This is a genomic window from Curtobacterium sp. MMLR14_010 (genome assembly GCF_001865015.1).
Classification (GTDB): Bacteria; Actinomycetota; Actinomycetes; order Actinomycetales; family Microbacteriaceae; genus Curtobacterium.
In genome coordinates this window covers 101,103-124,812 of sequence record NZ_MJGV01000057.1, presented here as the reverse complement: position 1 = coordinate 124,812, position 23,710 = coordinate 101,103, and the positions used below count along the sequence as shown (strand labels likewise).

The window sequence follows — 23,710 nt, the reverse complement described above, 5'->3', positions numbered from 1 at the left end:
CCACCCGCTTGCGCGCGACTCCGAGGAGGCTCCGAGACCCATGGCGACGCTCTCCGAGATCCTGATCCTGAACGGCGCTCTCCCGATCGAGCACCTCGACGCCCTGACCGGCGACGAGGACATCGACGAACGCTCCATCCGCTCCCTGGTCACGCAGGGCGTGGTGAGCGAGGCACAGTTCATCACCGCGCGAGCCGCGTCGAACAACTCGAAGACGGTGCCCCTCACCGACTACCCCGTCGACGGCACCGCGGTGTCGATGCTGCCGGCGGCGCTCTGCCGGCGCCACGGTGTGCTCGGCGTCGGGTTCGAGGGCGAGACCCTGGTGCTGGCGATGGTGAACCCGTCGAACGTGCTGGCGATCGACGACGCCCGTGCTGCCTCCGGCCGGACGATCCGGCCGCTGCAGGTGGACGAGCGCGACCTCACAGCCGCTTTCGACCGCTACCTGCGCGCCGACGACGAGCTGAACGACCTGACCTCCTCGCTCGAGGAAGAGGCCGGTCGGACCACCGAACAGCAGGTCGACCTCGCCGACGGGTCGCTCGACGACGTCCCGATCGTCCGCTTCGTGAACCTGCTCGTCTCGCAGGCGATCCAGGACCACGCCTCGGACATCCACATCGAGCCCGGCGAGCACGAGGTCCGGGTCCGCTACCGCATCGACGGCGTGCTGCACGAGATGGCGCCGGCGCCGAAGAACATCCAGAACGGCGTGATCAGCCGCCTCAAGATCATGAGCGACATCGACATCGCCGAACGGCGCAAGCCGCAGGACGGCCGCATGTCCGTGCGCCACGGTGGTCGGCAGATCGACCTCCGCGTCGCGACGCTGCCGACCGTGTGGGGCGAGAAGGTCGTCATGCGCATCCTCGACAACACGAACACGTCGCTGACGCTCAAGGACCTCAACCTGCTCGACCGGAACGCCGCCGCGTACCAGCGCTCCTACTCCAAGCCGTACGGGATGATCCTGGTCACCGGCCCCACCGGGTCGGGCAAGTCGACCACGCTGTACACGACCCTGAACGCGGTCGCCCGACCGGAGATCAACGTCATCACGGTCGAGGACCCGGTCGAGTACCGGATGGCCGGCATCAACCAGGTGCAGGTCAACCCGAAGGCCGGTCTGACGTTCGCGTCCGCGCTGCGCAGCATCCTCCGCTCCGACCCCGACGTGGTGCTCCTCGGTGAGATCCGCGACCACGAGACCGCCCAGATCGCCATCGAGGCCTCGCTCACCGGTCACCTCGTGCTCTCCACGCTCCACACGAACGACGCCCCCTCGGCCGTCACCCGCCTGACCGAGATGGACATCGAGCCCTTCCTCGTCGGCTCCGCGCTCGACTGCGTCGTCGCCCAGCGTCTCGCGCGCAAGCTCTGCGACCGGTGCAAGGCGCCTGCGGTCTACGAGCCCGAGCAGCTCCGCGCCCTCGGGTTCATCCACGGACAGGACGTCCCCGCGTTCTTCGCCCCGGTCGGCTGCGCCGTGTGCTCGAACACCGGGTACCGCGGCCGCATCGCCCTGCACGAGGTCATGACCGTGTCCGAGGAGATCGAGCGGCTCGCAGTCGCCCGGGCCTCGAGCGCCGAGATCAGCCGCGTCGCGCAGGACCAGGGCATGCTCACCCTCCGGCAGGACGGGTGGGAGAAGGTCAAGCTCGGCATGACGAGCATCGACGAGATCCTGCGCGTGGTCGCGTAGCGAGGCAGAGGACGATCACGATGAGCGACTCGGTATACGACATCACGACCGCCGGCGACGAGCCCGTCGCCGGCTGGCACCCCGGCCGCCCGGGGCACGAGATCGGGTCGCGTCGCGCTGCCCGGTTGGCCCAGACCGGTGCCCAGCCGACCGTGGCCCCGCCCGAGCCCGTGCCCGTCGTCCCCGTGTACGACCTCGGCGACGACGTCGGCGGATGGCCTGCGCCGTCCGGATCGCCGGTGGCCGTGCCGGTGGCGCAGCCGCACGCCGCCCCGGCGACCCCGCCGGCCGCGGTCCCACCGTCGACCGCGAGCTACGGCTACCCCGACGCAACGCTCCCCACCCCGGCTGCGGCTCCCGTGACGACGGTGCTGCCCAGCTCGGACGCGTCGGAGATCCACTTCACCCACCACGCGCGCGAGGTCGCCGACCCCGACCTGCTGACCGCGCTCGCGCAGGTCGTCTACCAGGGCGCCTCGGACCTCCACCTGACCGCCGACGCCGCACCCACGGTGCGCGTCGACGGCTCCCTCCGCCCGGCGGTGCCCGGCGGTCCCTGGGCGCGGAACAAGGTGGTGGCGGCCCTCAAGACGCTGCTGTCGCCCGAGCAGGCCGCCCAGTTCGACGAGCAGCAGGAACTCGACTTCGCCTACTCGCTGTCGCCGGAGTACCGCTTCCGTGTGAACTACTACCAGCAGCGCGGCAACTGGGGCGCCGCCTTCCGCATCATCCCGACGAAGATCAAGACCCTCAAGCAGCTCGGCATCCCGGCGCACGTGTCGGAGTTCGCGAAGCTGCCCCGCGGTCTGGTGCTCGTCACCGGCCCGACCGGCTCCGGCAAGTCGACGACCCTCGCCGCGCTCATCGACCTGGTCAACGAGACCCGTGCCGACCACATCGTGACGGTCGAGGACCCGATCGAGTTCATGCACGACCACAAGAAGGCGATCATCAACCAGCGCGAGGTCGGTGCGGACACCCGCTCGTTCGCCGCCGCCCTGAAGCACGTCCTGCGCCAGGACCCCGACGTGATCCTGATCGGCGAGCTCCGCGACCTCGAGACGATCTCCGTCGCCCTGACCGCGGCCGAGACCGGGCACCTGGTGTTCGCGACCCTGCACACCCAGAGCGCCCCCGGCACGATCGACCGCATCATCGACGTCTTCCCGCCACACCAGCAGGGGCAGATCCGGACGCAGCTGGCTTCGACGCTCGAGGGCGTCGTCTGCCAGACCCTCGTGCCGAAGGCCAACGGCTCCGGTCGCGTCGTCGCCACGGAGATCATGAAGACCACCCCCGCCATCGCGAACCTGGTGCGCGAGGGCAAGACGTACCAGATCACCTCGGCCATGCAGGCCGGGCGTGACGCGGGCATGCACACGATGGACCAGGACCTCGCCGAGCTCGTCAACGTCGGCACCGTCACCCGCACCGCGGCGATGGAGAAGGTCCACGACCACGAGGGCTTCGACCGGCTCGTCCAGCGCGTCGAGTCCCCGTCCGACTCGTCCGCCGCGGCCATCGCCGCGAGCGAGATCGACTTCGGCGACAAGTTCTCCGGAGGCCACTGATGTCACTCGCATTCGACTACCGCGGGCGGGACGGCGCCGGCAAGCTCGTCAAGGGGCGGCTCGACGCCGCGTCTGAAGGTGCCGTCGTCGCACGGTTGCGCGGCATGGGCGTCTCGCCGATCGACATCAGCGAGGCCAAGGCCGGCACCGGGCTGCAGACCGAGATCAAGATCCCGGGGTTCGAGAAGGGCGTCGGACTCAAGGACCTCGCGATCATGGCGCGCCAGGCGTCGACCATGCTGTCGTCGGGGCTGTCGCTGCTCCGGGCGCTGACGATCCTGGCCGACCAGACCGAGAACAAGAAGCTCCAGGACATCCTCGGCAAGGTCCGTGACGACGTCGAACGCGGCGTCTCGCTGTCCGACGCGGTCGCGAAGTACCCGGTCGACTTCCCGCCGATCATGATCAACATGATCCGGGCGGGTGAGGCCGGAGGCTTCCTGGACCAGGCCATGGACTCCATCGCGACGAACTTCGAGAAGGAGCACAAGCTCCGGTCGACGATCAAGTCGGCGATGACCTACCCCGTGGTCGTCCTGGTGATGTCGCTCGTCGCGGTCGTCGTCATGCTCGTGTTCATCGTGCCGATCTTCCAGAAGATGTTCTCCGGTCTCGGCGGTCAGCTCCCGCTGCCCACGTTGATGCTCGTCTACATGTCGCACGCCATGACCTACGTGGGACCGGTGCTGCTCGTCGCGGTGGTCGCCTTCTCATTCTGGTGGCGCGCGAACAAGAACACCGACCGCGTGCGGGCGTTCGTCGACCCGGTGAAGCTCCGGCTGCCGGTGTTCGGACAGCTCAACCGGAAGATCGTCATCGCGAGGTTCGCTCGCAATTTCTCGAACATGATCGGTGCCGGTGTCCCCATCCTCCAGGCATTGCAGATCGTCGGCGAGGTCTCGAACAACTTCGTCGTCCAGCGGGCGTTGGAGCGCGTTGCGGAATCGGTGCGGAAAGGTGAGTCGATCGCAGGACCGCTCGCCCAGGAGAAAGTGTTCCCGGAAATGGTTTCACAGATGGTCGCCGTCGGTGAGGACGCGGGTTCCCTCGAAGTGATGCTCGAAAAGATCGCGGTGTTCTACGACAATGAAGTGGAATCCACGACCGAGGCCTTGACCTCGCTCATCGAGCCGCTGCTCATCGCGTTCCTCGGCGTCGTGGTCGGCGGCATGATCGTCGCGCTCTACCTGCCGATCTTCAAGATCACGTCGCTCATCCACTGACGCTGCACGCCCCCGCACGGGGGTCCGCCGAAGACGAATGCCCCCGCTACTGGGGGCATTTTCTTGCCCGGTCACCCCCCGTTCTCGGGATTATGCCGGGAAACCACCGTCAATACGCTTCTACCTGGCGGCAGAGCACAGCCCCCGACACCATTTACCGTCACATTTCGAAAGAATGGAAAGAGCACATGTACTCCGCTCTCATGGGCAAGCTGAACGCTCGCCGCAACGGCCTCGTCGAGAACAACGACAAGGGCTTCACCCTCATCGAGCTCCTGGTCGTGGTGATCATCATCGGCATCCTCGCCGCGATCGCCATCCCGGTGTACCTCGGCGTGCAGAACAACGCGAAGGACTCGGGCGTCCAGAACGACGTCTCCAACTTCAAGACCGCCGTGGTGAGCATCTCCACGCAGAACAGCAACACGCTGCCGGCGGCGGCCACGCTCGCCAGCTCGGCCGACATCACGAAGGCGGCCGTCACCGGCGGCCAGACCTGGGCCGACGCCGGTGTCACCTGGTCGGACTCTGAGAAGTCGATGAAGTTCACCAAGAGCGCGGACGGCAAGAACTTCTGCGTCCAGGGGACGAGCACGACGGACAAGACGTTCGCCGCCACCGAGACCGCTGGTGCCAAGGCCGGCACCTGCGCCGACACCGGCCTCTTCACCGCGGCCAAGTAGTCCGAGCAGTCGAACAACCGGATGGAGGGGAGCCAGCACGTCTGGCTCCCCTTCCGCCGTCCTGACCAGGAACGAGGTGAAGCATGATCCGCATCGCACACGCCGCACGGCGACGACTGGACTCGGATGACTCCGGCTTCACCCTCGTCGAGGTCATCGTCGCCATCACCGTCTTCGGGATGATCATCACCGGCGCGCTCGTCGGCATCGCGTCGGTCATGCGCGTCACGTCGGACAACTCGGCCCGCGCACAGGCGACGAACCTCGCGGCGAGCGCGATCGACGCCGCGCGCATCGAGGCCCAGGACAACATCACCGGCATGGGCGGTCGTTCCGACCCGGTGCCGGTCGACGGCCGGACGTACACGGTCAAGCGCACGCTCGACTGGCAGTACACGGACGGCACGACCAACCGGTGCACCGCCTCGGCCACGGGCGGCACCGCGCAGCTGCTCTTCCTCAACGTGCACATCAAGGTCACCTGGCCGGGCATGGGGTCGGCGGCGCCGGTCGTGCAGGAGACGGTCTTCTCACCGTCCACGAAGATCAACGACCCGACGCTCGGGACGATCCTCGTCCAGGTGCAGTCGATCACGGGGTCGGGCGGCATCGCAGGCATCGCGGCTGCCATCGTCCCCGCGCCGACCTCGGTGGTGCCCGGGAACAAGGCAGCCCCGCTGGCGACGACACCCGACCTGACGAACAGCGACGGGTGCACCGTCGCGATCAAGGTGACCCCCGGCACGTACACCGTGACGCTCGCCGGCCCCGGCGGAGCGCAGTACCGCGACCAGGACCAGGCAGCCGCGCCGACGAAGACGGTCGTCGTGCGGGAGGGGCAGTCCAGCGGCGCCGCGTTCAACTACGACCCGGCCATCGCCGTCGCGATGACCTACGGCAGCAACGGGTCGTCCCCGCTGCTCCCCACGAACCTCACGACCTCGTTCGTCAGCACCTACGGCACCTACAAGGCCACCGGCACGCCGTCCACCCAGTACCTCAGCCCCATCCCGTCCGGCTACGTCGTCTACCCAGGGCCCTACGACTCCAACGTCACGAAGGCGGACGGCTCGGTCAACCCGAACAGCTGCCTCTCCACGGACCCGACGATGTGGCCCAGTGCGGCCGACGGTCGGACGGGCAAGACGCCCACCCCGGCGGTGTCGAAGGACCAGTTGGCCGGCACCGTCACCATGGGCCTGGTCACCCTGACGATCAACAAGTCGGACACGATCCTCACGGCGAGGACGGCCGCGGCGGCGGGCGATGACCCCGGGTGCAAGATCGGGCAGACGCTCGCGTTCTCCCGGACCGCCACCGGCTCGAGCGGCACCGTGGACGTGACCGTGGCCCTGCCGTACGGCACGTGGACGATCACGAGTCAGCAGAGCTCGCTCTCGATCCCGGTGAACCGCACGGCGAAGGGCATCATCGGCGTCATCCTGAACGCCGGTTCGGTCACCCTCGACCCGAGGACCGCCCCGTGATCGCCATCAGGGACCGCATCGCCGGACGCCTCCGGCAGGACGCCGGGCTGACCCTGGTCGAGCTGCTGGTCGCGATCTCGCTCTTCGCGGTCCTGTTGGCGATCGTCGGCGGCACGTTCTACTCGATCACCCGCGCGACGACCTTCGCCGCGGCACGCGACCAGAACAGCCGCGTCGCGTCCACCGCCATGAACGAGATGGTCAAGATGGTCAGGGGCGCGGCGGACAACGCCCGCGTCGGCCTCAACGACAGCCCGGCGTTCATCGCCGCGGGTGGCAAGAGCCTCTCCTTCACCACGCTGGTGTCGACCGGGCGCGTGTCGGTGCCGCAGCAGGTCACGTTCGCCCTGACCCCGGCAGGGGCGCTGACCGAGACGATCGTCGCCGGCACGACGACCGACAACGCGTACTGGTCGTTCGGCGGTGCCGGGAGGACGCAGACCATCGCGACCTCGATCGAGGTGCCCGCGGCGTCGGGTGTGCAGGTGTTCCAGTACCTCGACATCAAGAAGGACGCCCTGACGCCGGACCCGGCGACCGGGGTGCTCTCAGCCGCCCAGGCGGACCGGGTCGCGTTCGTGCAGATCTCCATCCGCGTCTCGTCGACCGCGAGCGCCCTCCGGAACGGCATCACCCTGCAGAACACCGTGGGGCTGCCGAACCTGCTCGAACCCACGGGGGACCCGACATGATCCGACTCCGACGGCTGCTGCACCTCGACGCCCTGCGGGACGACCGCGGCATGGCCCTCGCCATCGCCATCATCTTCGGCACGGTGGTCGTGTTCATGATCGCCACCGCCACGACGGTCGCCGTCGCCGGCATCAAGAAGTCGTCGTCCGACTCGGACTGGAACGCTGCGCTGAGTGCCGCGTACGCCGGTGTCGAGGACTACGAGGCCCGGCTGTCGAACGACACCGGCTACACGAAGTACGGCAACCCCGCCGCGCCGTTCTCGTCGACGAGCTCCGCGCTGGTCCTGCCGACGGGCGGGGCCACGAACGCCGCCTTCGGGACGGGGACCGCCGGCACGTGGGCAGCCGTGCCGGGGGGTGACGGTCGGTCCGCCTACCGCTACGAGGTGGATGCATCCAAGTACTACGACACCGGCGTGATCCGGGTCCGGGCGACCGGCAAGGTCGGCTCGGCCGTCCGGTCGGTGACGGCGAGCATCCGTCAGCAGGGCTTCATCGACTTCCTGTACTTCACCGACTACGAGATCCAGGACCCGGTGCTGACCAACGCCGACACCGGGACCTGCGTCAAGCACGCCTGGGAGGGGCGTCCGACCTCCAGGACGAACCTCTGCGGTGAGATCGCCTTCGACGGCGGAGACTCGATCGACGGTCCGGCGCACTCGAACGACACGATGCGCATCTGCCAGGCGACCTTCACCAAGCAGCCCTCCACGTCGAACCCCACGTCAGGGCTCCGGTACACCCGGACGGACTCGACCGGTGCGAGCTGTGGCGGCCAGACCTTCCCGGCCGGGGTGACGCAGCCGTCCTTCACGTCGACGATCGGGATGCCCTCGACGAACGCGCAGCAGAAGGCGGCGACGCAGTACAACACCGGCACGGCATCGACGCGGCAGCCGGGGTGCATGTACACCGGCCCGACCGACATCACCTTCAACCCCAACGGCAGCATGACGGTGAAGTCCCCGCGGTCGGTCAAGACCCAGACCGACGCCGCGAATCCGACCCAGGGCCAGACACCGGCGGCGTGCGGCGCCGTCGGGACCGGCGCCGGTCAGCTCGGTTCGGCCGGCGGCGCGACCGTACCGGTCCCGGCGAACAACCTGGTGTACGTCCAGAACGTCCCGCTGTCGAACGACGCGAACGCCACCTCGACGACCACGCTGCGGGACTCGTGCAACACCGGGAACGGCGTCGGGTACCCGCGGAGCGGTGAGACCCAGCTCAGCACCAGCCCCTGCAGCTACGGGTCGCGGTCGGGTGACGCCTTCGTCCACGGGGTGCTCGACGGTCAGGTGACGGTGGCGGCCGAGAACTACCTCTACGTGACCGGCGACCTCACCTACCTCGACCGCGGGTCCGACATGCTCGGGCTGACTGCCACGAACGCGGTGATGGTGTGGAACCCGATCTCGAGTGTCGCCTGCGGACGGTCGACGTGTTCGGCGGCGATGCTGGACGACTACGACCGGGAGATCGACGCCGCCATCATCTCCGCGGCGCACACCTTCCAGGTCCAGAACAACGCCTTCGGCGGGGACCGCGGCACCCTCACGATCTACGGCGCGATCGCGCAGAAGTTCCGTGGTGTGGTGCGTTCCGGTGGCAACGGCTACAAGAAGGCCTACGGCTACGACGCCCGCCTCAAGCACACGGCGCCGCCGAGCTTCCTCAACCCGGTGACGACCACGTACGGCGTCACGACGATCGGTGAGGTCTCCCCTGCCTACGCCGTGAACGGCGACTGTGCGAAGAAGGACGGGGCGTGCGTGTGACCGCCGTCCAGCAGCTCGCCGTGGTCCTGGTCGGTCTCGCGGGGGTCTTCGGCCTGCTCATCGGGTCCTTCCTGAACGTCGTCGTGTACCGCGTGCCCGCCGGCCTCTCGGTCGTCCGTCCTGCGAGTGCCTGCCCGTCGTGCGGCCACGAGATCCGTGGGGTCGACAACATCCCGGTCGTGTCCTGGCTGGTGCTGCGTGCCGCCTGCCGCGACTGCGGGTCGCGGATCTCCGCGCGCTACCCGCTCGTCGAAGCGGCGACCGGGGTGCTCTTCGCCGTCGTGGCGGCCGTCGTGATCGCCAGGACCGGGGCCGGGTCCGTGGCGACCGTCTCGGTGTCCCTGGTGGCGATGCTGTACCTCATGGCGATCACGGTCGCGCTGGCCCTGATCGACCTCGACACGCACCGTCTCCCCGACGCGATCGTCCTCCCCGCGTACGTCGTGCTCCTGGTGCTCCTCGCCGTGTGCTCGGCGACCACCGGCGACTGGTCCGCGCTGCTCCGCGGTGTCATCGGCATGCTCGTGCTCGCGGTCGGGTACTTCGCGCTGGCGGTCGCCGTCCCGGGCGGCATGGGCATGGGGGACGTCAAACTGGCCGGCGTGCTCGGGCTCGTCCTCGCGTACCTCGGATGGGGACCCCTCGCAGTGGGAGCTTTCGGTGGCTTCGCCCTCGGGGCTATCTTCGCGATCGGGCTCGTCGCAGCGCGGCGAGCCAGACGAGGGAGTGGCATCCCGTTCGGCCCGTGGATGCTCGCGGGCGCCTGGGTCGGCATCCTCGCCGGCGACGGCATCTGGAGCGCGTACCTCGGCCTCATCGGCCTCACCTGACCTGCCCGAGAAAGGCGACCACCATGGCGAGCAACATCGTCGGCATCGACATCGGCAGTGCGTCCATCCGCGCTGTCGAGGTGTCCACGGGGTCCCGTGGGGCGACCTCGATCATGCGCTTCGCCGAGATCGCGGTACCCGAAGGGGCCACGAGCCGAGGTGAGGTCCTCGAGCCCAACACCGTCGCCGGTGCGCTCAAGCAGCTCTGGTCGCTCGGTCGGTTCCGGACGAAGGACGTCGCCCTGGGCGTCGGGAACCAGCGCGTCCTGTCACGCGACCTCACCGTGCCGAAGGCGCCGATGGCCCGCATCCGCGAGTCGCTGCCCTTCCAGGTGCAGGACCTCCTCCCCGTCCCGGTCGGCGATGCGATCCTCGACTTCTACCCGATCTCGGAGTCGGTCGAGGACGGCCGTCCGGTCGTCCAGGGCCTCCTCGTCGCGGCGATCAAGGACGCGGTGCTCGCGAACGTCCGCGCGGTGCAGCTCGCCGGTCTCAACCCCGTCGGCGTCGACCTCATCCCGTTCGCCCTCAGCCGGGTCTTCGTGCCGTCCACGAGCTCAGTGGGTTCCGTCGCGCTCGTCGAACTGGCTGCGAACACGACCACCGTCGTCGTGACGGTGGACGGCATCCCGCAGTTCGTCCGCATCATCCCGACGGGTGGGGACGACCTCACCAAGCAGATCGCCGCTCGACTCGAGGTCCCGCTCGAACAAGCGGAGCTCGTCAAGCGCTACATCGGCATGGGGGACCGCGCGCGGACCCCGGACGACATGCGTGCCGCAGCCGTCATCCGGGAAGCCGGGCACGAGCTCATCTCAAGTGTGCGCAACACGTTGAACTACTTCGTCAACACCAAGGGCGGCGGCCAGCCCGTCGACCGTGTCCTCCTCGCCGGCGGCGCGCGGGAGCTGCCCGGGCTCCGCGAGGCCCTCGCCGAGTCCACGGGCGTCCCCACCACGAACGGCGACGCGTTCGCCGAGGCACGGCTCGCACGGTCGATCGACCCGGGCATCATCGCGGACAAGGCCCCGGCGATGGCCGTGGCCTGGAGCCTGGCAGCGGGAGGACGAGCCGCATGACGGAGATCCTGGAGAAGCCGACCGGCGAGAAGTCGACGCGGCGCCCGAAACAGCGTGGTGTGCGGATGCCGGTCACCCGGGTCGTGGAGGACCAGGGCGAGCGCTCGAAGCAGCAACGCCGTGGTGCGGGCAAGGCGCTCGTCATCGGCGGCGTGCCGCGCGTCGACCTGCTGCCCACCGAGGTCCTCATCGACCGTCGGCAGCGGACGATCGCTCGGCGCGCCTGGCTCGGTGTCGTCGTCGTCGGCGTGGCGACCGTGCTGGGCGTCGGTGCGGCGACCGTGACGAACGTCTCGGCGGAGCAGCACCTCCGACTCGCCCAGTCCCAGAGCACCTCGCTCCTGCAGCAGCAGGGGCAGTACTCGGCGGTCCGCGACACCGAAGCGCGGACCGGGCTCGTCCAGGCAGGGCAGGCGGTCGGCGGGTCCACGGAGATCGACTGGAGCTCCTACCTCCAGCAGGTGCAGGACTCCCTGCCCACCGGGGTGACGATCTCCGGCATCGACGTGGACTCGGCATCACCGCTCGCGACCTACGCACAGGCCTCGACGCCGCTCGAAGGCGCCCGCGTCGCGACGCTCGGGTTCGAGGCCGACAGCCCGACGCTGCCGTCGGTCCCCGACTGGCTCGACCGGGTGCACGGGCTCCCCGGATTCGTCGACGCGAACGTCGATGCCGTGACGCTCGACGAGACCACGCGGCACTACACCGTGAACATGACGGTCCACATCGACGACAGCGCGTTCGACGGCCGGTACTCGGAGGAGACGAAGTGACCAGGAACCGACTGCAACTCGTCATCGCCGTGGCCGTCGGCCTGCTCATCGTGGCCGGCGGCGCCCTGCTCGGAGTGCAGCCGCAGCTCGCCCAGGCGGCCGCGAACCGGTCCCAGCAGCAGGACATCGAGGCGACGAACCGCACCTACCAGGCCGAACTCGACCGTCTCGCGACGCAGTCGAAGAAGCTCGACGCGATGAAGGCCGACCTCACGACCCTTCAGGCGTCCGTGCCATCGACTGCGGACACAGCGGCGTTCTACAAGGAGATCGACCAGGTCGCACTCGCCAGCGGTGTGACCGTGGCGGGCATCACGACCTCGAACGCTGCTGCGTACACCCCGCCGCAGGCCGCGGCCGCGAGCACCGCCTCGTCACCGCCCTCGGCTTCCGCGTCGGCGACGCCGTCCCCGGTGGCATCGCCGTCGGTCCCCACGGCGCCACAGCCCGTCACGAACAGCTCGATCACACCCGCGAACTTCTCCACGATCGCGGTGAGCATCGACGTCACGGGTGACTTCGCCCAGGCGCTCGCATTCACGAAGGGCATGCAGCACGGCACCCGTCTGTTCCTGGTGAACGACATCGGTTCGCAGAAGGACGACGGCGTCGAGGGCGAGTCCGCGCCGTCCACGTCATGGACCCTCTCCGGGTACGTCTACGTGCTCGCCGACGCCAAGGCAGCACAGGGCACGCAGACCGACGCCCCCGCGTCCGACGGCTGATCCCGCCCGCCCGACCATCGCACCGGCGACCGTGAGCGCCGCCGCCCAGCAGCACCTCCCTGCGCAGGACGGACTCGCCCGCACCGAGCCGCACACGTCCAGAGCCCTCGACGCTACGATCGCTGCATGTCCCGATGGCTCGTGGCGACGATGACGTCCGTCCTGTTCGTCGCCCTCGTGATCGCCGTGACCGGTTTCGAGTCCCTGCTCGCGAACGTCGAGGTGATCACCCAGACCGACGCGACCCCGTACCTCGGCCCGGCCATGGTCGTCGGGGGAGCGGTCGTCGTCCTGTTCGCGACCGCGCTCGGCATCCGCGACGGCAACCCCGGCGTCACCGGGCTCGTCGCGGCCGCCACCGCGTACCTCGTCATGCTCGGCATCGGCGCGGTCGGCTACGCGCTGATCCGTCACGACGTCACGGAGCTCCTGGTGTTCCCCGCCGGGTACGCCCTCGGCCCGTTCGTCGTGAGCTCGGTCGTCGTCGCACTCCTCTGCGTCGTCGGCGGGGTCAGCCTCGCGCGGCACCAGCCCAAGCAGTCGCAGTGACGTCGGTCGCCGGTAGGCTCGATGCTGCCGGAGGACCGAACCGGCAGTGACGACGGGGGATCCATGACCGACCAGCCGACCGCGGCCGGCCAGGCCGAGAACGGCCAGCCGAACGGCCAGGCCGAGAACCGCCAGCCCGCGACCGGCCAGGCCGAGAACCGCCAGGCCGAGAACCGCCAGCCCGACACCGGCTGGACCTCCGTCCCCCGCATCGCCGACATCAGCGGCACGCACGAGGCACCGCCCGCGGTGTCCGCCCCCGCCGGCACCAACAGCACCAGCAGCCCCCGCAGCCCCCGCCGGCGCCTCCGCCGCGGCCAGCTCATCGGCATCATCGCCGGCTCAACGGCGGTCGTGCTGCTCGCGGTCGCCGGCCTGGTCGGTTACTCGGTCGGCAGCGCCTCACACGCACCGGAGCGCCAGGTCGAGGCCTTCCTCGACGACCTCAGCACCGGTCACGTCGACGACGCCCTGTCGGCTGCCGGCATCCGCCACTCGAAGTCCGACGTGCTGCTGACCGATGCTGCGTACGCCAAGGCGTCGGGCCGGGTCACCGGCTACCGCGTCGCCGCCGTCGAGCGCAGTGGCGACACCGCGACGGTGGGCGTCTACCTCACGCAGTCGGGCCGCCGGGTCCCCGCGACGTTCACGCTCGAGCAGGTCGGCACCGACTGGGGTGTCTTCCCGAGGTGGCAGCTCCGTGCGCCGACCCTCGGCTCGGTCGACGTGGCCGTGACGGGGCCGCCGAGGACGGCCGTCGCGATCGCCGGGCAGCGCACCCGCACGGACTCCTCCGGCGCGGTCGCGCTGCGAGCGCTCCCCGGCACGTACGACGTCGCCGTGGACGGCGGCAAGTGGTTCTCGGCCAAGGCCACGACGGCGCGGGTCCTCGGGTTCGGCGAGACGAGCTCCAGCCCGGTCTCGATGACCACCTCGCTCACGGCAGCCGGCAAGCAGGCCGCCACGACCGCCGTCGACGCCTGGGTGGACGCCTGCATCGCCTCGACCGAGGCGGCACCGAGCGGGTGCAGCTTCTACGCCTACGGCGAGAACCCGGCGAACACCTACACGAACCAGAAGTGGACGCTCGACACCCGTCCCACCGTGCAGGTCGACGGCTGGCTGACCAAGGGGTGGATGGTCACGACGTCGTCCTTCGGCTCGGCGACGTTCACCGCGGCCTTCACCGGCCCGGCCGGCACCGGCACCGCGACCGCCGGCCCGATCAACGTCAACGCCAGCGGCTACGTCACCGGCTTCTCGGACGCCGGTGCGACCTTCGTCTCGGCGATCGGCAACGGTTCGTCGGACACCGGTTCCTGAAGCCGTCCCACCTGGCCGAGACCCCAGGTCACACCCGGCCGGGAGGCCGTGGTCACCACTCCGGGACCCGCCCGCTCGTCGACGTGCCCGGCCACGGGGAGCGCCCCGCGCCCAGCGGGAGCGGCCGACGGTCGCGGCGTTCGCCGACGGCCGACACCACGGGCCTCCAGGGCGACGCGCCCGGATTGATTTCGCCCGGTGACGCAGGTAGTCTCATCTGGGTGTGCGCCCTCGGGCGCGCCCTGAAAGTCCGGCTGGTCGATGACCACGACCGGACAGTCCGCCCCCGGACCACGATCTGCCACTTCGGCGGTCGTCTGCGTGGGCGAGGATGCCGACGGACCGCGTCGGCCAGAGAACCACGAGCGAGAACCAGGAGAACAGTTGCCTACTATTCAGCAGCTGGTCCGCAAGGGTCGTACGCCCAAGGTCGTCAAGACCAAGGCGCCGGCACTCAAGGCGAACCCCCAGCAGCGTGGTGTGTGCACCCGCGTCTACACCACCACCCCCAAGAAGCCCAACTCGGCACTGCGCAAGGTCGCTCGTGTGAAGCTCTCGAACGGCACCGAGGTCACGGCCTACATCCCGGGTGAGGGCCACAACCTGCAGGAGCACTCGATGGTGCTCGTCCGCGGCGGTCGTGTGAAGGACCTCCCCGGCGTGCGCTACAAGATCATCCGAGGCGCCCTCGACACGCAGGCCGTCAAGAACCGTAAGCAGGCGCGTAGCCGCTACGGCGCGAAGAAGGGTTAGTCAGATGCCTCGTAAGGGTCCAGCCCCCAAGCGCCCCGTCGTCGCAGACCCCGTCTACGGCGCACCGATCGTCAGCCAGCTCGTCAACAAGATCCTCCTCGACGGCAAGAAGGGCCTCGCCGAGCGCATCGTCTACGACGCGCTCGAAGGTGTCTCGTCGAAGAACAGCCAGGACGCCGTCGTCACGCTCAAGAAGGCGCTCGACAACGTCCGACCGACCCTCGAGGTCCGCAGCCGCCGCGTCGGTGGCTCGACCTACCAGGTCCCGGTCGAGGTCAAGCCGCACCGTGCGAACACGCTGGCGCTCCGCTGGCTGACCTCGTACGCCAAGGCTCGTCGCGAGAAGACGATGACCGAGCGTCTCATGAACGAGATCCTCGACGCCTCCAACGGCCTCGGTGCCGCTGTCAAGCGTCGCGAGGACACCCACAAGATGGCCGAGTCGAACAAGGCCTTCGCGCACTACCGCTGGTAGTCACCGGCCTCGTCAGGGTGCCGGTGGTCAAGAACCCCGGCGCCCTGACGGACGCCATCTCTCCTACAACTCTTCCGGAGGAACCCTGTGGCACAGGACGTGCTCACCGACCTGAACAAGGTCCGCAACATCGGCATCATGGCGCACATCGATGCCGGCAAGACCACGACCACCGAGCGCATCCTGTTCTACACGGGCATCACGCACAAGATCGGTGAAGTCCACGACGGCGCAGCCACGATGGACTGGATGGCGCAGGAGCAGGAACGCGGCATCACGATCACGTCGGCCGCGACGACCTGCTTCTGGGACAACAACCAGATCAACATCATCGACACCCCCGGTCACGTTGACTTCACGGTCGAGGTGGAGCGCTCGCTCCGCGTCCTCGACGGTGCCGTCGCCGTGTTCGACGGGAAGGAGGGCGTCGAGCCCCAGTCGGAGACCGTGTGGCGTCAGGCGGACAAGTACAACGTCCCGCGCATCTGCTTCGTCAACAAGATGGACAAGCTCGGCGCGGACTTCTACTTCACCGTCGACACGATCGTGAACCGCCTCGGTGCGGAGCCCCTCGTGCTGCAGCTCCCGATCGGTGCGGAGTCGTCCTTCGAGGGCGTCGTCGACCTCGTCGAGATGCGTGCACTCACCTGGCGCGGCGACGCGAAGGGTGACGTCCAGATGGGCGCGAAGTACGAGATCGAGGAGATCCCCGCGGACCTCGCCGACCGTGCTGCCGAGTACCGCGAGAAGCTCATCGAGCGCGTGGCCGAGGCCAACGACGAGCTCATGGAGCGCTACCTCGAGGGCGACACGGACTTCTCGGTCGCCGAGATCAAGTCCGCGATCCGCACGCTCACCGTCAACAGCGAGATCTACCCGGTCCTCTGCGGTTCCGCGTTCAAGAACCGTGGCGTCCAGCCGATGCTCGACGCGGTCATCGACTACCTGCCGTCGCCGCTCGACGTCCCGCCGATGATCGGTCACGACGTCAAGGACGAAGAGAAGGAGATCATCCGCAAGCCGGAGGCCTCCGAGCCCTTCTCCGCGCTGGCCTTCAAGGTCGCCGTGCACCCGTTCTTCGGTCGTCTGACCTACGTCCGCGTGTACTCGGGCCACATCGAGTCCGGTGCACAGGTCATCAACTCGACCAAGGGCAAGAAGGAGCGCATCGGCAAGATCTTCCAGATGCACTCCAACAAGGAGAACCCGGTCGACAACGTCACCGCCGGTCACATCTACGCGGTCATCGGCCTCAAGGACACGACCACGGGCGACACGCTCTGCGACCCGCAGGACCAGGTCGTCCTCGAGTCGATGACGTTCCCCGAGCCCGTCATCGAGGTCGCGATCGAGCCGAAGACGAAGGCTGACCAGGAGAAGCTCTCCACGGCCATCCAGAAGCTCGCCGAGGAGGACCCGACGTTCCGCGTCGAGCTCAACGCGGAGACCGGTCAGACCACGATCAAGGGCATGGGCGAGCTCCACCTCGACATCCTGGTCGACCGCATGAAGCGTGAGTTCCACGTCGAGGCGAACGTCGGCAAGCCCCAGGTGGCCTACCGCGAGACCCTCACGAAGGTCGTCGAGCGCTACGACTACACCCACAAGAAGCAGACCGGTGGCTCCGGTCAGTTCGCGAAGGTGCAGATCGCGCTCGAGCCGATGGAGGTCACCTCCGAGAAGGTCTACGAGTTCGTGAACGCCGTCACCGGTGGTCGCATCCCCCGTGAGTACATCCCCTCGGTGGACGCCGGCATCCAGGACGCCATGCAGGTCGGCATCCTCGCCGGGTACCCGACGGTCGGCGTGAAGGCCATCCTCAAGGACGGCGCGGCGCACGACGTCGACTCGTCCGAGATGGCGTTCAAGATCGCCGGCTCGATCGCGTACAAGGAAGCGGCTCGCAAGGCCGGTCCGGTGATCCTCGAGCCGATCATGGCCGTCGAGGTCCGTACGCCCGAGGAGTACATGGGCGACGTCATCGGTGACCTGAGCTCCCGTCGTGGCAACATCGCCGCGATGGAGGACGCCTCGGGCGTCAAGGTGGTCCGCGCGAGCGTGCCGCTGTCCGAGATGTTCGGCTACGTCGGGGACCTTCGTTCGAAGACCTCCGGTCGTGCCGTCTACTCGATGACCTTCGAGACCTACAACCAGGTCCCGTCGAACGTCGCCGAGGAGATCGTCGCGAAGGCCAAGGGAGAGTAACGCTCTCTCGAGCGTGTTCTCCACAGGCGGGGGCGCCCGGCGACGGGCCCCTCGCCACCAAGTAAAGTACAGACACACACACCGCGGACCAACGGAGCAGCACCCCGACAGGGTTGCCTCCGGGGGTGTCGCATCCGAGTCCTGAGGAGGACCCACAGTGGCCAAGGCCAAGTTCGAGCGCACCAAGCCGCACGTCAACATCGGAACCATCGGTCACGTCGACCACGGCAAGACGACGCTCACGGCGGCGATCACCAAGGTTCTGCACGACCAGTACCCGGACCTCAACGAGGCCCGTGACTTCGCACAGATCGACAACGCTCCCGAGGAGCGCCAGCGCGGCATCACGATCAACATCTCGCACGTCGAGTACCAGACGGAGAAGCGCCACTACGCGCACGTCGACGCTCCTGGTCACGCTGACTACGTGAAGAACATGATCACCGGTGCGGCCCAGATGGACGGCGCGATCCTCGTGGTCGCCGCCACCGACGGTCCCATGCCCCAGACGCGTGAGCACGTGCTGCTCGCCCGCCAGGTCGGCGTGCCCTACATCGTCGTCGCGCTGAACAAGTCCGACATGGTGGACGACGAGGAGATCCTGGAGCTCGTCGAGCTCGAGGTCCGTGAGCTCCTCGGCTCGCAGGAGTTCGACGAGGACGCCCCCGTCGTGCAGGTGTCGGCGCTCAAGGCGCTCGACGGCGACGAGAAGTGGGTCAAGTCCGTCCAGGACCTCATGGCGGCTGTCGACGAGAGCGTGCCGGACCCCATCCGCGCCACCGACCAGCCCTTCCTGATGCCGATCGAGGACGTCTTCACGATCACCGGTCGTGGCACCGTCGTCACCGGTCGCGTCGAGCGTGGCGAGCTGGACCTCAACTCCGAGGTCGAGATCGTCGGCATCAAGGCGACCCAGAAGACCACGGTCACGGGCATCGAGATGTTCCGCAAGCTGCTGGACAAGGCAGTCGCCGGTGACAACACCGGTCTGCTCATTCGTGGCCTCAAGCGCGAGGACGTCGAGCGCGGCCAGGTCGTCGTGAAGCCGGGTTCGGTCACGCCGCACACCGAGTTCAAGGCGAACGCGTACATCCTGAACAAGGAAGAGGGCGGCCGTCACAACCCGTTCTACGCGAACTACCGCCCGCAGTTCTACTTCCGCACCACGGACGTCACCGGCGTCATCACGCTGCCCGAGGGCACCGAGATGGTCATGCCCGGCGACACCGTCTCGATGACGGTCGAGCTGATCCAGCCGATCGCCATGGAGGAGGGCCTCCGTTTCGCCATCCGTGAGGGTGGCCGCACGGTCGGTGCCGGTACGGTCGAGACGATCATCAAGTAACTCCGGTTCCTTGCGACAGCGGGGTCGGGCCTTCGGGCTCGGCCCCGCTTTCGTCTTTCCCGGGGCTCCCGACGCGCAATGCGACGTTTCCTGCTCCCTCGAGCAGGCACGACGTGTTTGCTCGGTCGAGTGACACGTCTCCGCAGATCCAAGACCAACGGTCGTGGCTACCACCGGGTCCGCAGCGGACAGGGGTACTCGTACCGCGACCCCGACGGCAACACGGTCACGGACCCCGAGGTGCGCCAGCGCCTCGAGGACTTCGTCATCCCGCCTGCGTGGGAGGACGTCTGGATCTCGCCGTACGAGAACGGCCACATCATCGCGACCGGCTTCGACGGAGCCGGTCGGCGGCAGTACATGTACCACCCGTCCTGGCGCGACCGGATGGACAAGATCAAGTACGACAGGGCCCTCGCCCTCGCCGAGTCGTTGCCCGCCGCCCGCCGCATGGTCACGCAGGACCTCCGTCGGCCGGAGCCGGACCAGCGTCGGTCCCTCGCGGCGGCGTTCCGGATGCTCGACCAGGGCTCGCTGCGCGTCGGGTCCGAGCGGTACGCCACCGAACACGGCAGTCGCGGCCTCTCGACGCTGCTCTGCGCGCACGCCAAGGTCTCCGGCGACGACATCGAGCTGTCGTTCCCCGGCAAGAGTCACCAGGAGTGGTCGTCCTCGATCCACGACGCCGACCTGGCCCGAGTGATCGCGGGCATGAAGCGACGCGGTGCGAACGCGCGGCTGCTGTCGTACCGCGAGGCCCGCGGTGCCGACTGGGAGCCGCTGTCGGCCGAGGACATCAACGCGTACGTCAAGGAGCGCGCGGGGGAGGAGTTCACTGCGAAGGACTTCCGGACGCTGCACGGCACCGTCGCCGCGGCGGTCGACCTCGCGAAGACCGGCCCGCAGACCGGCGTGGGCAAGCGGAAGAGCGCCGTGTCGCACGCGGTGAAGGCCGCGAGCGAGGTCCTCGGCAACACCCCGACGGTCGCGCGGGCGAGCTACATCGACCCCCGACTGCTCGACGCGTACGACCACGGGGAGACGATCGACCCGGCTCGGCTGCACGCCGCAGAGGCCGAGGTCCGCGCGTTGCTCTACCGGCAATGAGCGGATCGGTCCCGCTCCGGGGCTGGATGACGTACCGTAGAACCTTGTGCCGTTCCACCCCCACGCGGCACGGAAGGACCCACACCAGTCGTGACCGACGAGTGCATCCACGGATTCCCCACTGAACTCTGCGACATCTGCGCCCCGCGCCAGCGTGACGTGCCGGAAGTCCCCAAGGCCCCAGCTCCGCGGCGAACCCGCGTGAGCACCTCCCTGCGCTCGACCCCCGGCGGTTCGCCGGCCCGTGCGAAGGCAACCGCTCTGCGTGCTGCAGAGCCCGCGATGCCCGCAGCGCGCGTGTTCGGCACGCTGCGCGCACACCACGTCACCCACATCGACAACTTCGACGGCATCGTCGCAGACCAGGCGATCGTCGCCGCCGACCAGGTGACGCCGTCGTACGACATCAGCAGCCCGGAACTCCGCGAGTCCCGTGCCGCCGCGACCGCGCCCGACGGCTCGAGCGTGGCCGGCCACGTGCCGTTCTCGCTCTCGCCCGACGGCGCCCGCTGGGACGAGGTGCGTCGTGGCGCGCACGACGAGACCCGCTGGTCGGACGCCGCCCGGACCGCCCGAGGCGTCGACTACGTCGTCCTCGTCGTCCCCACCGCGGCGTTCGGCGACTCGGTGATCCTCGCGGACACCGACGCCGACGCCGAGGACGTGCGCTTCGCCGTGGGACCCGAGGCAGCGGCGAACCTGCTGCGCCGCACGGACCTCACCGACCCGGACATGACGGGGCTCGAGGTCCTCGCGGGCCCGAGCGTGCCGTTCTCCGCGGTCGCGGTCATCGGCGTGCCGAACGACCGGGCACGCCACGCGGTGAAGGACATCCTCTCCGAGCACGGTGGCCACGCTCCCCGCGTCGCCGTCTTCCCGCCGTGGTTCGTGCCGCCGGTGGTCCCGGACGAGGACTGACCGCAGCCGAACGACGAACGGGCACAGCACCGCGCACCAGCGCGGTGCTGTGCCCGTTCGGGCGTCCGGCGAACGGTGGTCGGGGACGGCGTCGGAGGTGACGAGCGGGGCGGACGCGGGCCGAGCCTCCAGGCCGGGGGATCCGCGGCAGGACGGGGGCGGCGACCCGGCCGAGGAGCGCGACACGCCCGGGTTGCACCGATGGCAGGGACATGCGAGACTTGTCCGGTTCCGAAATTCCGCCGGCGTACGCGCCCGCCGGATCACTGCTCTGGCAGTGCACAACCCCCCTGTCCAGCAGGGCTGGGTTGGGCCGCAGGCAGCAGAACAGCTCGACTCCCACCACCATGCCGGTCCGCCGGTGTGCGGGAGGCGACACGTCCACGCGGGCCGGTGTGAGCACCAGCAGCACGTCCGCCCGCGCGGTTGACAGGAGAACAGCGGTCATCCCCAGTGGATGCGCCCGGTGATTCACGTAAACAGCCAGGTCCGCACAGGGCGGAACCCGGCGGTGTCAGGCGGCCTGAGGGTGCGCGGCGCAGAGAGGACAGAAGACATGGCGGGACAGAAGATCCGCATCCGGCTCAAGTCGTACGACCACGAGGTCATCGACACGTCGGCTCGGAAGATCGTCGACACGGTGACCCGTGCCGGTGCAACTGTGGTCGGCCCCGTGCCGCTCCCCACCGAGAAGAACGTGATCGCAGTGATCCGCTCTCCTCACAAGTACAAGGACTCGCGCGAGCACTTCGAGAAGCGCACGCACAAGCGGGTCATCGACATCGTCGACCCGACGCCGAAGGCCGTCGACTCGCTCATGCGTCTCGACCTGCCGGCCGACGTCAACATCGAGATCAAGCTGTAAGGGGGCTGCACTGATGGCGAACTCAACCAAGACCGTCAAGGGCCTCCTCGGCAAGAAGCTCGGGATGACCCAGGTGTGGGACGAGAACAACAAGTTCATCCCCGTCACCGTGATCGAGGTCGGCCCCAACGTGGTCACCCAGATCCGCAACGTGGAGCGCGACGGCTACGAGGCGATCCAGATCGCCGCTGGCCAGATCGACCCCCGCAAGGTGAACAAGCCGGCTGCTGGCCACTTCGAGGCCGCCGGGGTCACCCCGCGCCGCACCCTCACCGAGATCCGCACCTCCGACGCGGGCGAGTACACGCTGGGCCAGGAGCTCACCGTCGACGCCACGTTCGAAGCCGGCGCGAAGGTCGACGTCGTCGGCACGAGCAAGGGCAAGGGCTTCGCGGGTGTCATGAAGCGCCACGGCTTCCACGGTGTCTCCGCCTCGCACGGTTCGCACCGCAACCACCGCAAGCCCGGCTCGATCGGCGCTTCCTCGACCCCGTCGCGTGTCTTCAAGGGCATGCGCATGGCCGGTCGCATGGGTGGCGAGCGTGTCACCGTCCTCAACCTCACGGTGCACGCCGTCGACGCCGAGAAGGGTCTGCTGCTCGTCAAGGGCGCCGTCCCCGGTGCTCGTGGCCGCTCCGTCTTCGTCCGCACCGCCGTGAAGGGTAAGTGATCATGGCCACCACGATCGACATCCTCGACGCCTCGGGTGCCGTCTCCGGCACCCTCGAGCTCCCCGAAGCTCTCTTCGACGTCGAGACCAACGTCCCGCTGATCCACCAGGTCGTCACCGCGCAGCGCGCCGCTTCGCGTCAGGGCACCCACAAGACCAAGAACCGCGGCGAAGTCCGCGGTGCCGGTCGCAAGCCGTTCAAGCAGAAGGGCACCGGCCGCGCCCGTCAGGGTTCCGTCCGTGCACCTGAGCACACCGGTGGTGGTGTCGTCCACGGACCGACCCCCCGCGACTACTCGCAGCGCACCCCGAAGAAGATGATCGCCGCAGCCCTGCTCGGCTCGCTCTCGGACCGCGCCCGCGGCGGCCGCATCTCCGCGGTGGAGGGCTTCGTCTCGGCTGACCTGCCGTCGACCAAGACCGCCCGCTCGCTCCTCGAGAAGGTCGCGCCCGTCAAGCACGTGCTCGTCGTGCTCGAGTCGGATGACGAGCTGACGCTCAAGAGCATCCGCAACCTGTCGAACGTCCACGCGCTCACGTACGGCCAGCTCAACGCCTACGACGTGCTCGTGTCGGACGCCATCGTCTTCAGCAAGAGCGCCCTCGACGCCTTCATCGCGTCGAAGACCGCGAAGGAGATCACCGCATGAGCGGCTTCAACAAGGACCCGCGCGACATCATCATCTCGCCGGTCGTGTCGGAGAAGAGCTACGGCCTCATCGACCAGGGCAAGTACACGTTCATCGTGGACCCCCGTGCGAACAAGACCGAGATCAAGCTCGCGATCGAGAAGATCTTCAACGTCAAGGTCGCCGGCATCAACACGCTGAACCGTCCGGGCAAGACCCGCCGCACCAAGTTCGGTCTGGGCAAGCGCAAGGACACCAAGCGTGCCATCGTGACGCTCAAGTCCGGTTCGATCGACATCTTCACGGCTGTCGGCTGAGG

General features: G+C 68.7%; 23 protein-coding genes. All 23 read left to right on the top strand.

Annotated elements, in window-relative coordinates:
- Positions 1–40 precede the first annotated feature (40 nt).
- The 23 genes from BIU98_RS13225 to rplW all read left to right on the top strand — a co-directional run bounded on the left by BIU98_RS13225 (position 41) and on the right by rplW (position 23,708).
- Complete coding sequence (locus BIU98_RS13225; RefSeq protein WP_071276789.1) at positions 41–1,705, top strand: GspE/PulE family protein; 1,665 nt, start codon at positions 41–43, stop codon at positions 1,703–1,705.
- Between the two features lie 20 nt (positions 1,706–1,725).
- Positions 1,726–3,276 carry a type IV pilus twitching motility protein PilT gene (locus BIU98_RS18590; RefSeq protein WP_083393242.1) on the top strand — a complete coding sequence of 517 codons (1,551 nt, stop codon included), beginning with the start codon at positions 1,726–1,728 and terminating at the stop codon, positions 3,274–3,276.
- Positions 3,276–4,499, top strand: a complete 1,224-nt coding sequence (locus BIU98_RS13215; protein ID WP_083393241.1) for a type II secretion system F family protein — start codon at positions 3,276–3,278, stop codon at positions 4,497–4,499. Before BIU98_RS18590 ends, BIU98_RS13215 begins: the two co-directional genes overlap by 1 nt.
- Positions 4,500–4,702: 203 nt before the next feature.
- The gene (locus BIU98_RS20070) at positions 4,703–5,182 is read left to right on the top strand and encodes a type II secretion system protein (RefSeq protein WP_368073047.1); all 480 of its coding nucleotides are present in this window, start codon (positions 4,703–4,705) and stop codon (positions 5,180–5,182) included.
- Between the two features lie 83 nt (positions 5,183–5,265).
- Complete coding sequence (locus BIU98_RS13205; RefSeq protein WP_071276787.1) at positions 5,266–6,669, top strand: type II secretion system protein; 1,404 nt, start codon at positions 5,266–5,268, stop codon at positions 6,667–6,669.
- On the top strand, positions 6,666–7,361 hold the full coding sequence (locus BIU98_RS13200; protein ID WP_071276785.1) for a type II secretion system protein J: 696 nt from the start codon (positions 6,666–6,668) through the stop codon (positions 7,359–7,361). Before BIU98_RS13205 ends, BIU98_RS13200 begins: the two co-directional genes overlap by 4 nt.
- A complete protein-coding gene (locus tag BIU98_RS13195) occupies positions 7,358–9,142 on the top strand; it encodes a hypothetical protein (RefSeq protein ID WP_071276784.1) in 1,785 nt (594 codons plus the stop codon). Before BIU98_RS13200 ends, BIU98_RS13195 begins: the two co-directional genes overlap by 4 nt.
- Entirely contained in the window at positions 9,133–9,972 is an 840-nt protein-coding gene (locus BIU98_RS13190; protein ID WP_368073045.1) for an A24 family peptidase, read from the top strand. Before BIU98_RS13195 ends, BIU98_RS13190 begins: the two co-directional genes overlap by 10 nt.
- A 23-nt stretch (positions 9,973–9,995) precedes the next feature.
- Positions 9,996–11,051, top strand: a complete 1,056-nt coding sequence (gene pilM, locus BIU98_RS13185) for a type IV pilus assembly protein PilM (RefSeq protein ID WP_071276782.1) — start codon at positions 9,996–9,998, stop codon at positions 11,049–11,051.
- Entirely contained in the window at positions 11,048–11,827 is a 780-nt protein-coding gene (locus BIU98_RS13180; protein ID WP_083393238.1) for a hypothetical protein, read from the top strand. The genes pilM and BIU98_RS13180 overlap by 4 nt, the downstream gene beginning before the upstream one ends.
- Complete coding sequence (locus tag BIU98_RS13175) at positions 11,824–12,552, top strand: type 4a pilus biogenesis protein PilO (protein ID WP_071276780.1); 729 nt, start codon at positions 11,824–11,826, stop codon at positions 12,550–12,552. The genes BIU98_RS13180 and BIU98_RS13175 overlap by 4 nt, the downstream gene beginning before the upstream one ends.
- 126 nt (positions 12,553–12,678) lie before the next feature.
- Entirely contained in the window at positions 12,679–13,101 is a 423-nt protein-coding gene (locus BIU98_RS13170; protein WP_071276778.1) for a DUF6121 family protein, read from the top strand.
- A 63-nt stretch (positions 13,102–13,164) separates the two neighbouring features.
- Positions 13,165–14,424 carry a hypothetical protein gene (locus tag BIU98_RS13165; RefSeq protein WP_071276776.1) on the top strand — a complete coding sequence of 420 codons (1,260 nt, stop codon included), beginning with the start codon at positions 13,165–13,167 and terminating at the stop codon, positions 14,422–14,424.
- Positions 14,425–14,808: 384 nt separating this feature from the next.
- Positions 14,809–15,177, top strand: a complete 369-nt coding sequence (gene rpsL / locus BIU98_RS13160) for a 30S ribosomal protein S12 (protein ID WP_058728453.1) — start codon at positions 14,809–14,811, stop codon at positions 15,175–15,177.
- 4 nt (positions 15,178–15,181) lie between these two features.
- Positions 15,182–15,652 carry a 30S ribosomal protein S7 gene (gene rpsG, locus BIU98_RS13155; protein WP_071276774.1) on the top strand — a complete coding sequence of 157 codons (471 nt, stop codon included), beginning with the start codon at positions 15,182–15,184 and terminating at the stop codon, positions 15,650–15,652.
- A gap of 87 nt (positions 15,653–15,739) precedes the next feature.
- A complete protein-coding gene (fusA, locus tag BIU98_RS13150; RefSeq protein WP_071276772.1) occupies positions 15,740–17,857 on the top strand; it encodes an elongation factor G in 2,118 nt (705 codons plus the stop codon).
- Between the two features lie 157 nt (positions 17,858–18,014).
- Positions 18,015–19,202: an elongation factor Tu gene (gene tuf / locus BIU98_RS13145; protein WP_071276770.1), complete on the top strand. Its 1,188-nt coding sequence runs from the start codon at positions 18,015–18,017 to the stop codon at positions 19,200–19,202.
- Positions 19,203–19,331: 129 nt separating this feature from the next.
- The gene (locus BIU98_RS13140; protein WP_254787902.1) at positions 19,332–20,309 is read left to right on the top strand and encodes a DNA topoisomerase IB; all 978 of its coding nucleotides are present in this window, start codon (positions 19,332–19,334) and stop codon (positions 20,307–20,309) included.
- A 282-nt stretch (positions 20,310–20,591) separates the two neighbouring features.
- Positions 20,592–21,227, top strand: a complete 636-nt coding sequence (locus BIU98_RS13135; RefSeq protein ID WP_071277080.1) for a DarT ssDNA thymidine ADP-ribosyltransferase family protein — start codon at positions 20,592–20,594, stop codon at positions 21,225–21,227.
- A 556-nt stretch (positions 21,228–21,783) separates the two neighbouring features.
- The gene (gene rpsJ, locus BIU98_RS13130; RefSeq protein WP_017885534.1) at positions 21,784–22,092 is read left to right on the top strand and encodes a 30S ribosomal protein S10; all 309 of its coding nucleotides are present in this window, start codon (positions 21,784–21,786) and stop codon (positions 22,090–22,092) included.
- Positions 22,093–22,105: 13 nt separating this feature from the next.
- Complete coding sequence (gene rplC / locus BIU98_RS13125; RefSeq protein WP_071276767.1) at positions 22,106–22,762, top strand: 50S ribosomal protein L3; 657 nt, start codon at positions 22,106–22,108, stop codon at positions 22,760–22,762.
- A 2-nt stretch (positions 22,763–22,764) separates the two neighbouring features.
- The gene (gene rplD / locus BIU98_RS13120) at positions 22,765–23,412 is read left to right on the top strand and encodes a 50S ribosomal protein L4 (RefSeq protein WP_071276765.1); all 648 of its coding nucleotides are present in this window, start codon (positions 22,765–22,767) and stop codon (positions 23,410–23,412) included.
- Positions 23,409–23,708: a 50S ribosomal protein L23 gene (rplW, locus tag BIU98_RS13115; protein WP_056121415.1), complete on the top strand. Its 300-nt coding sequence runs from the start codon at positions 23,409–23,411 to the stop codon at positions 23,706–23,708. Before rplD ends, rplW begins: the two co-directional genes overlap by 4 nt.
- Positions 23,709–23,710 lie beyond the last annotated feature (2 nt).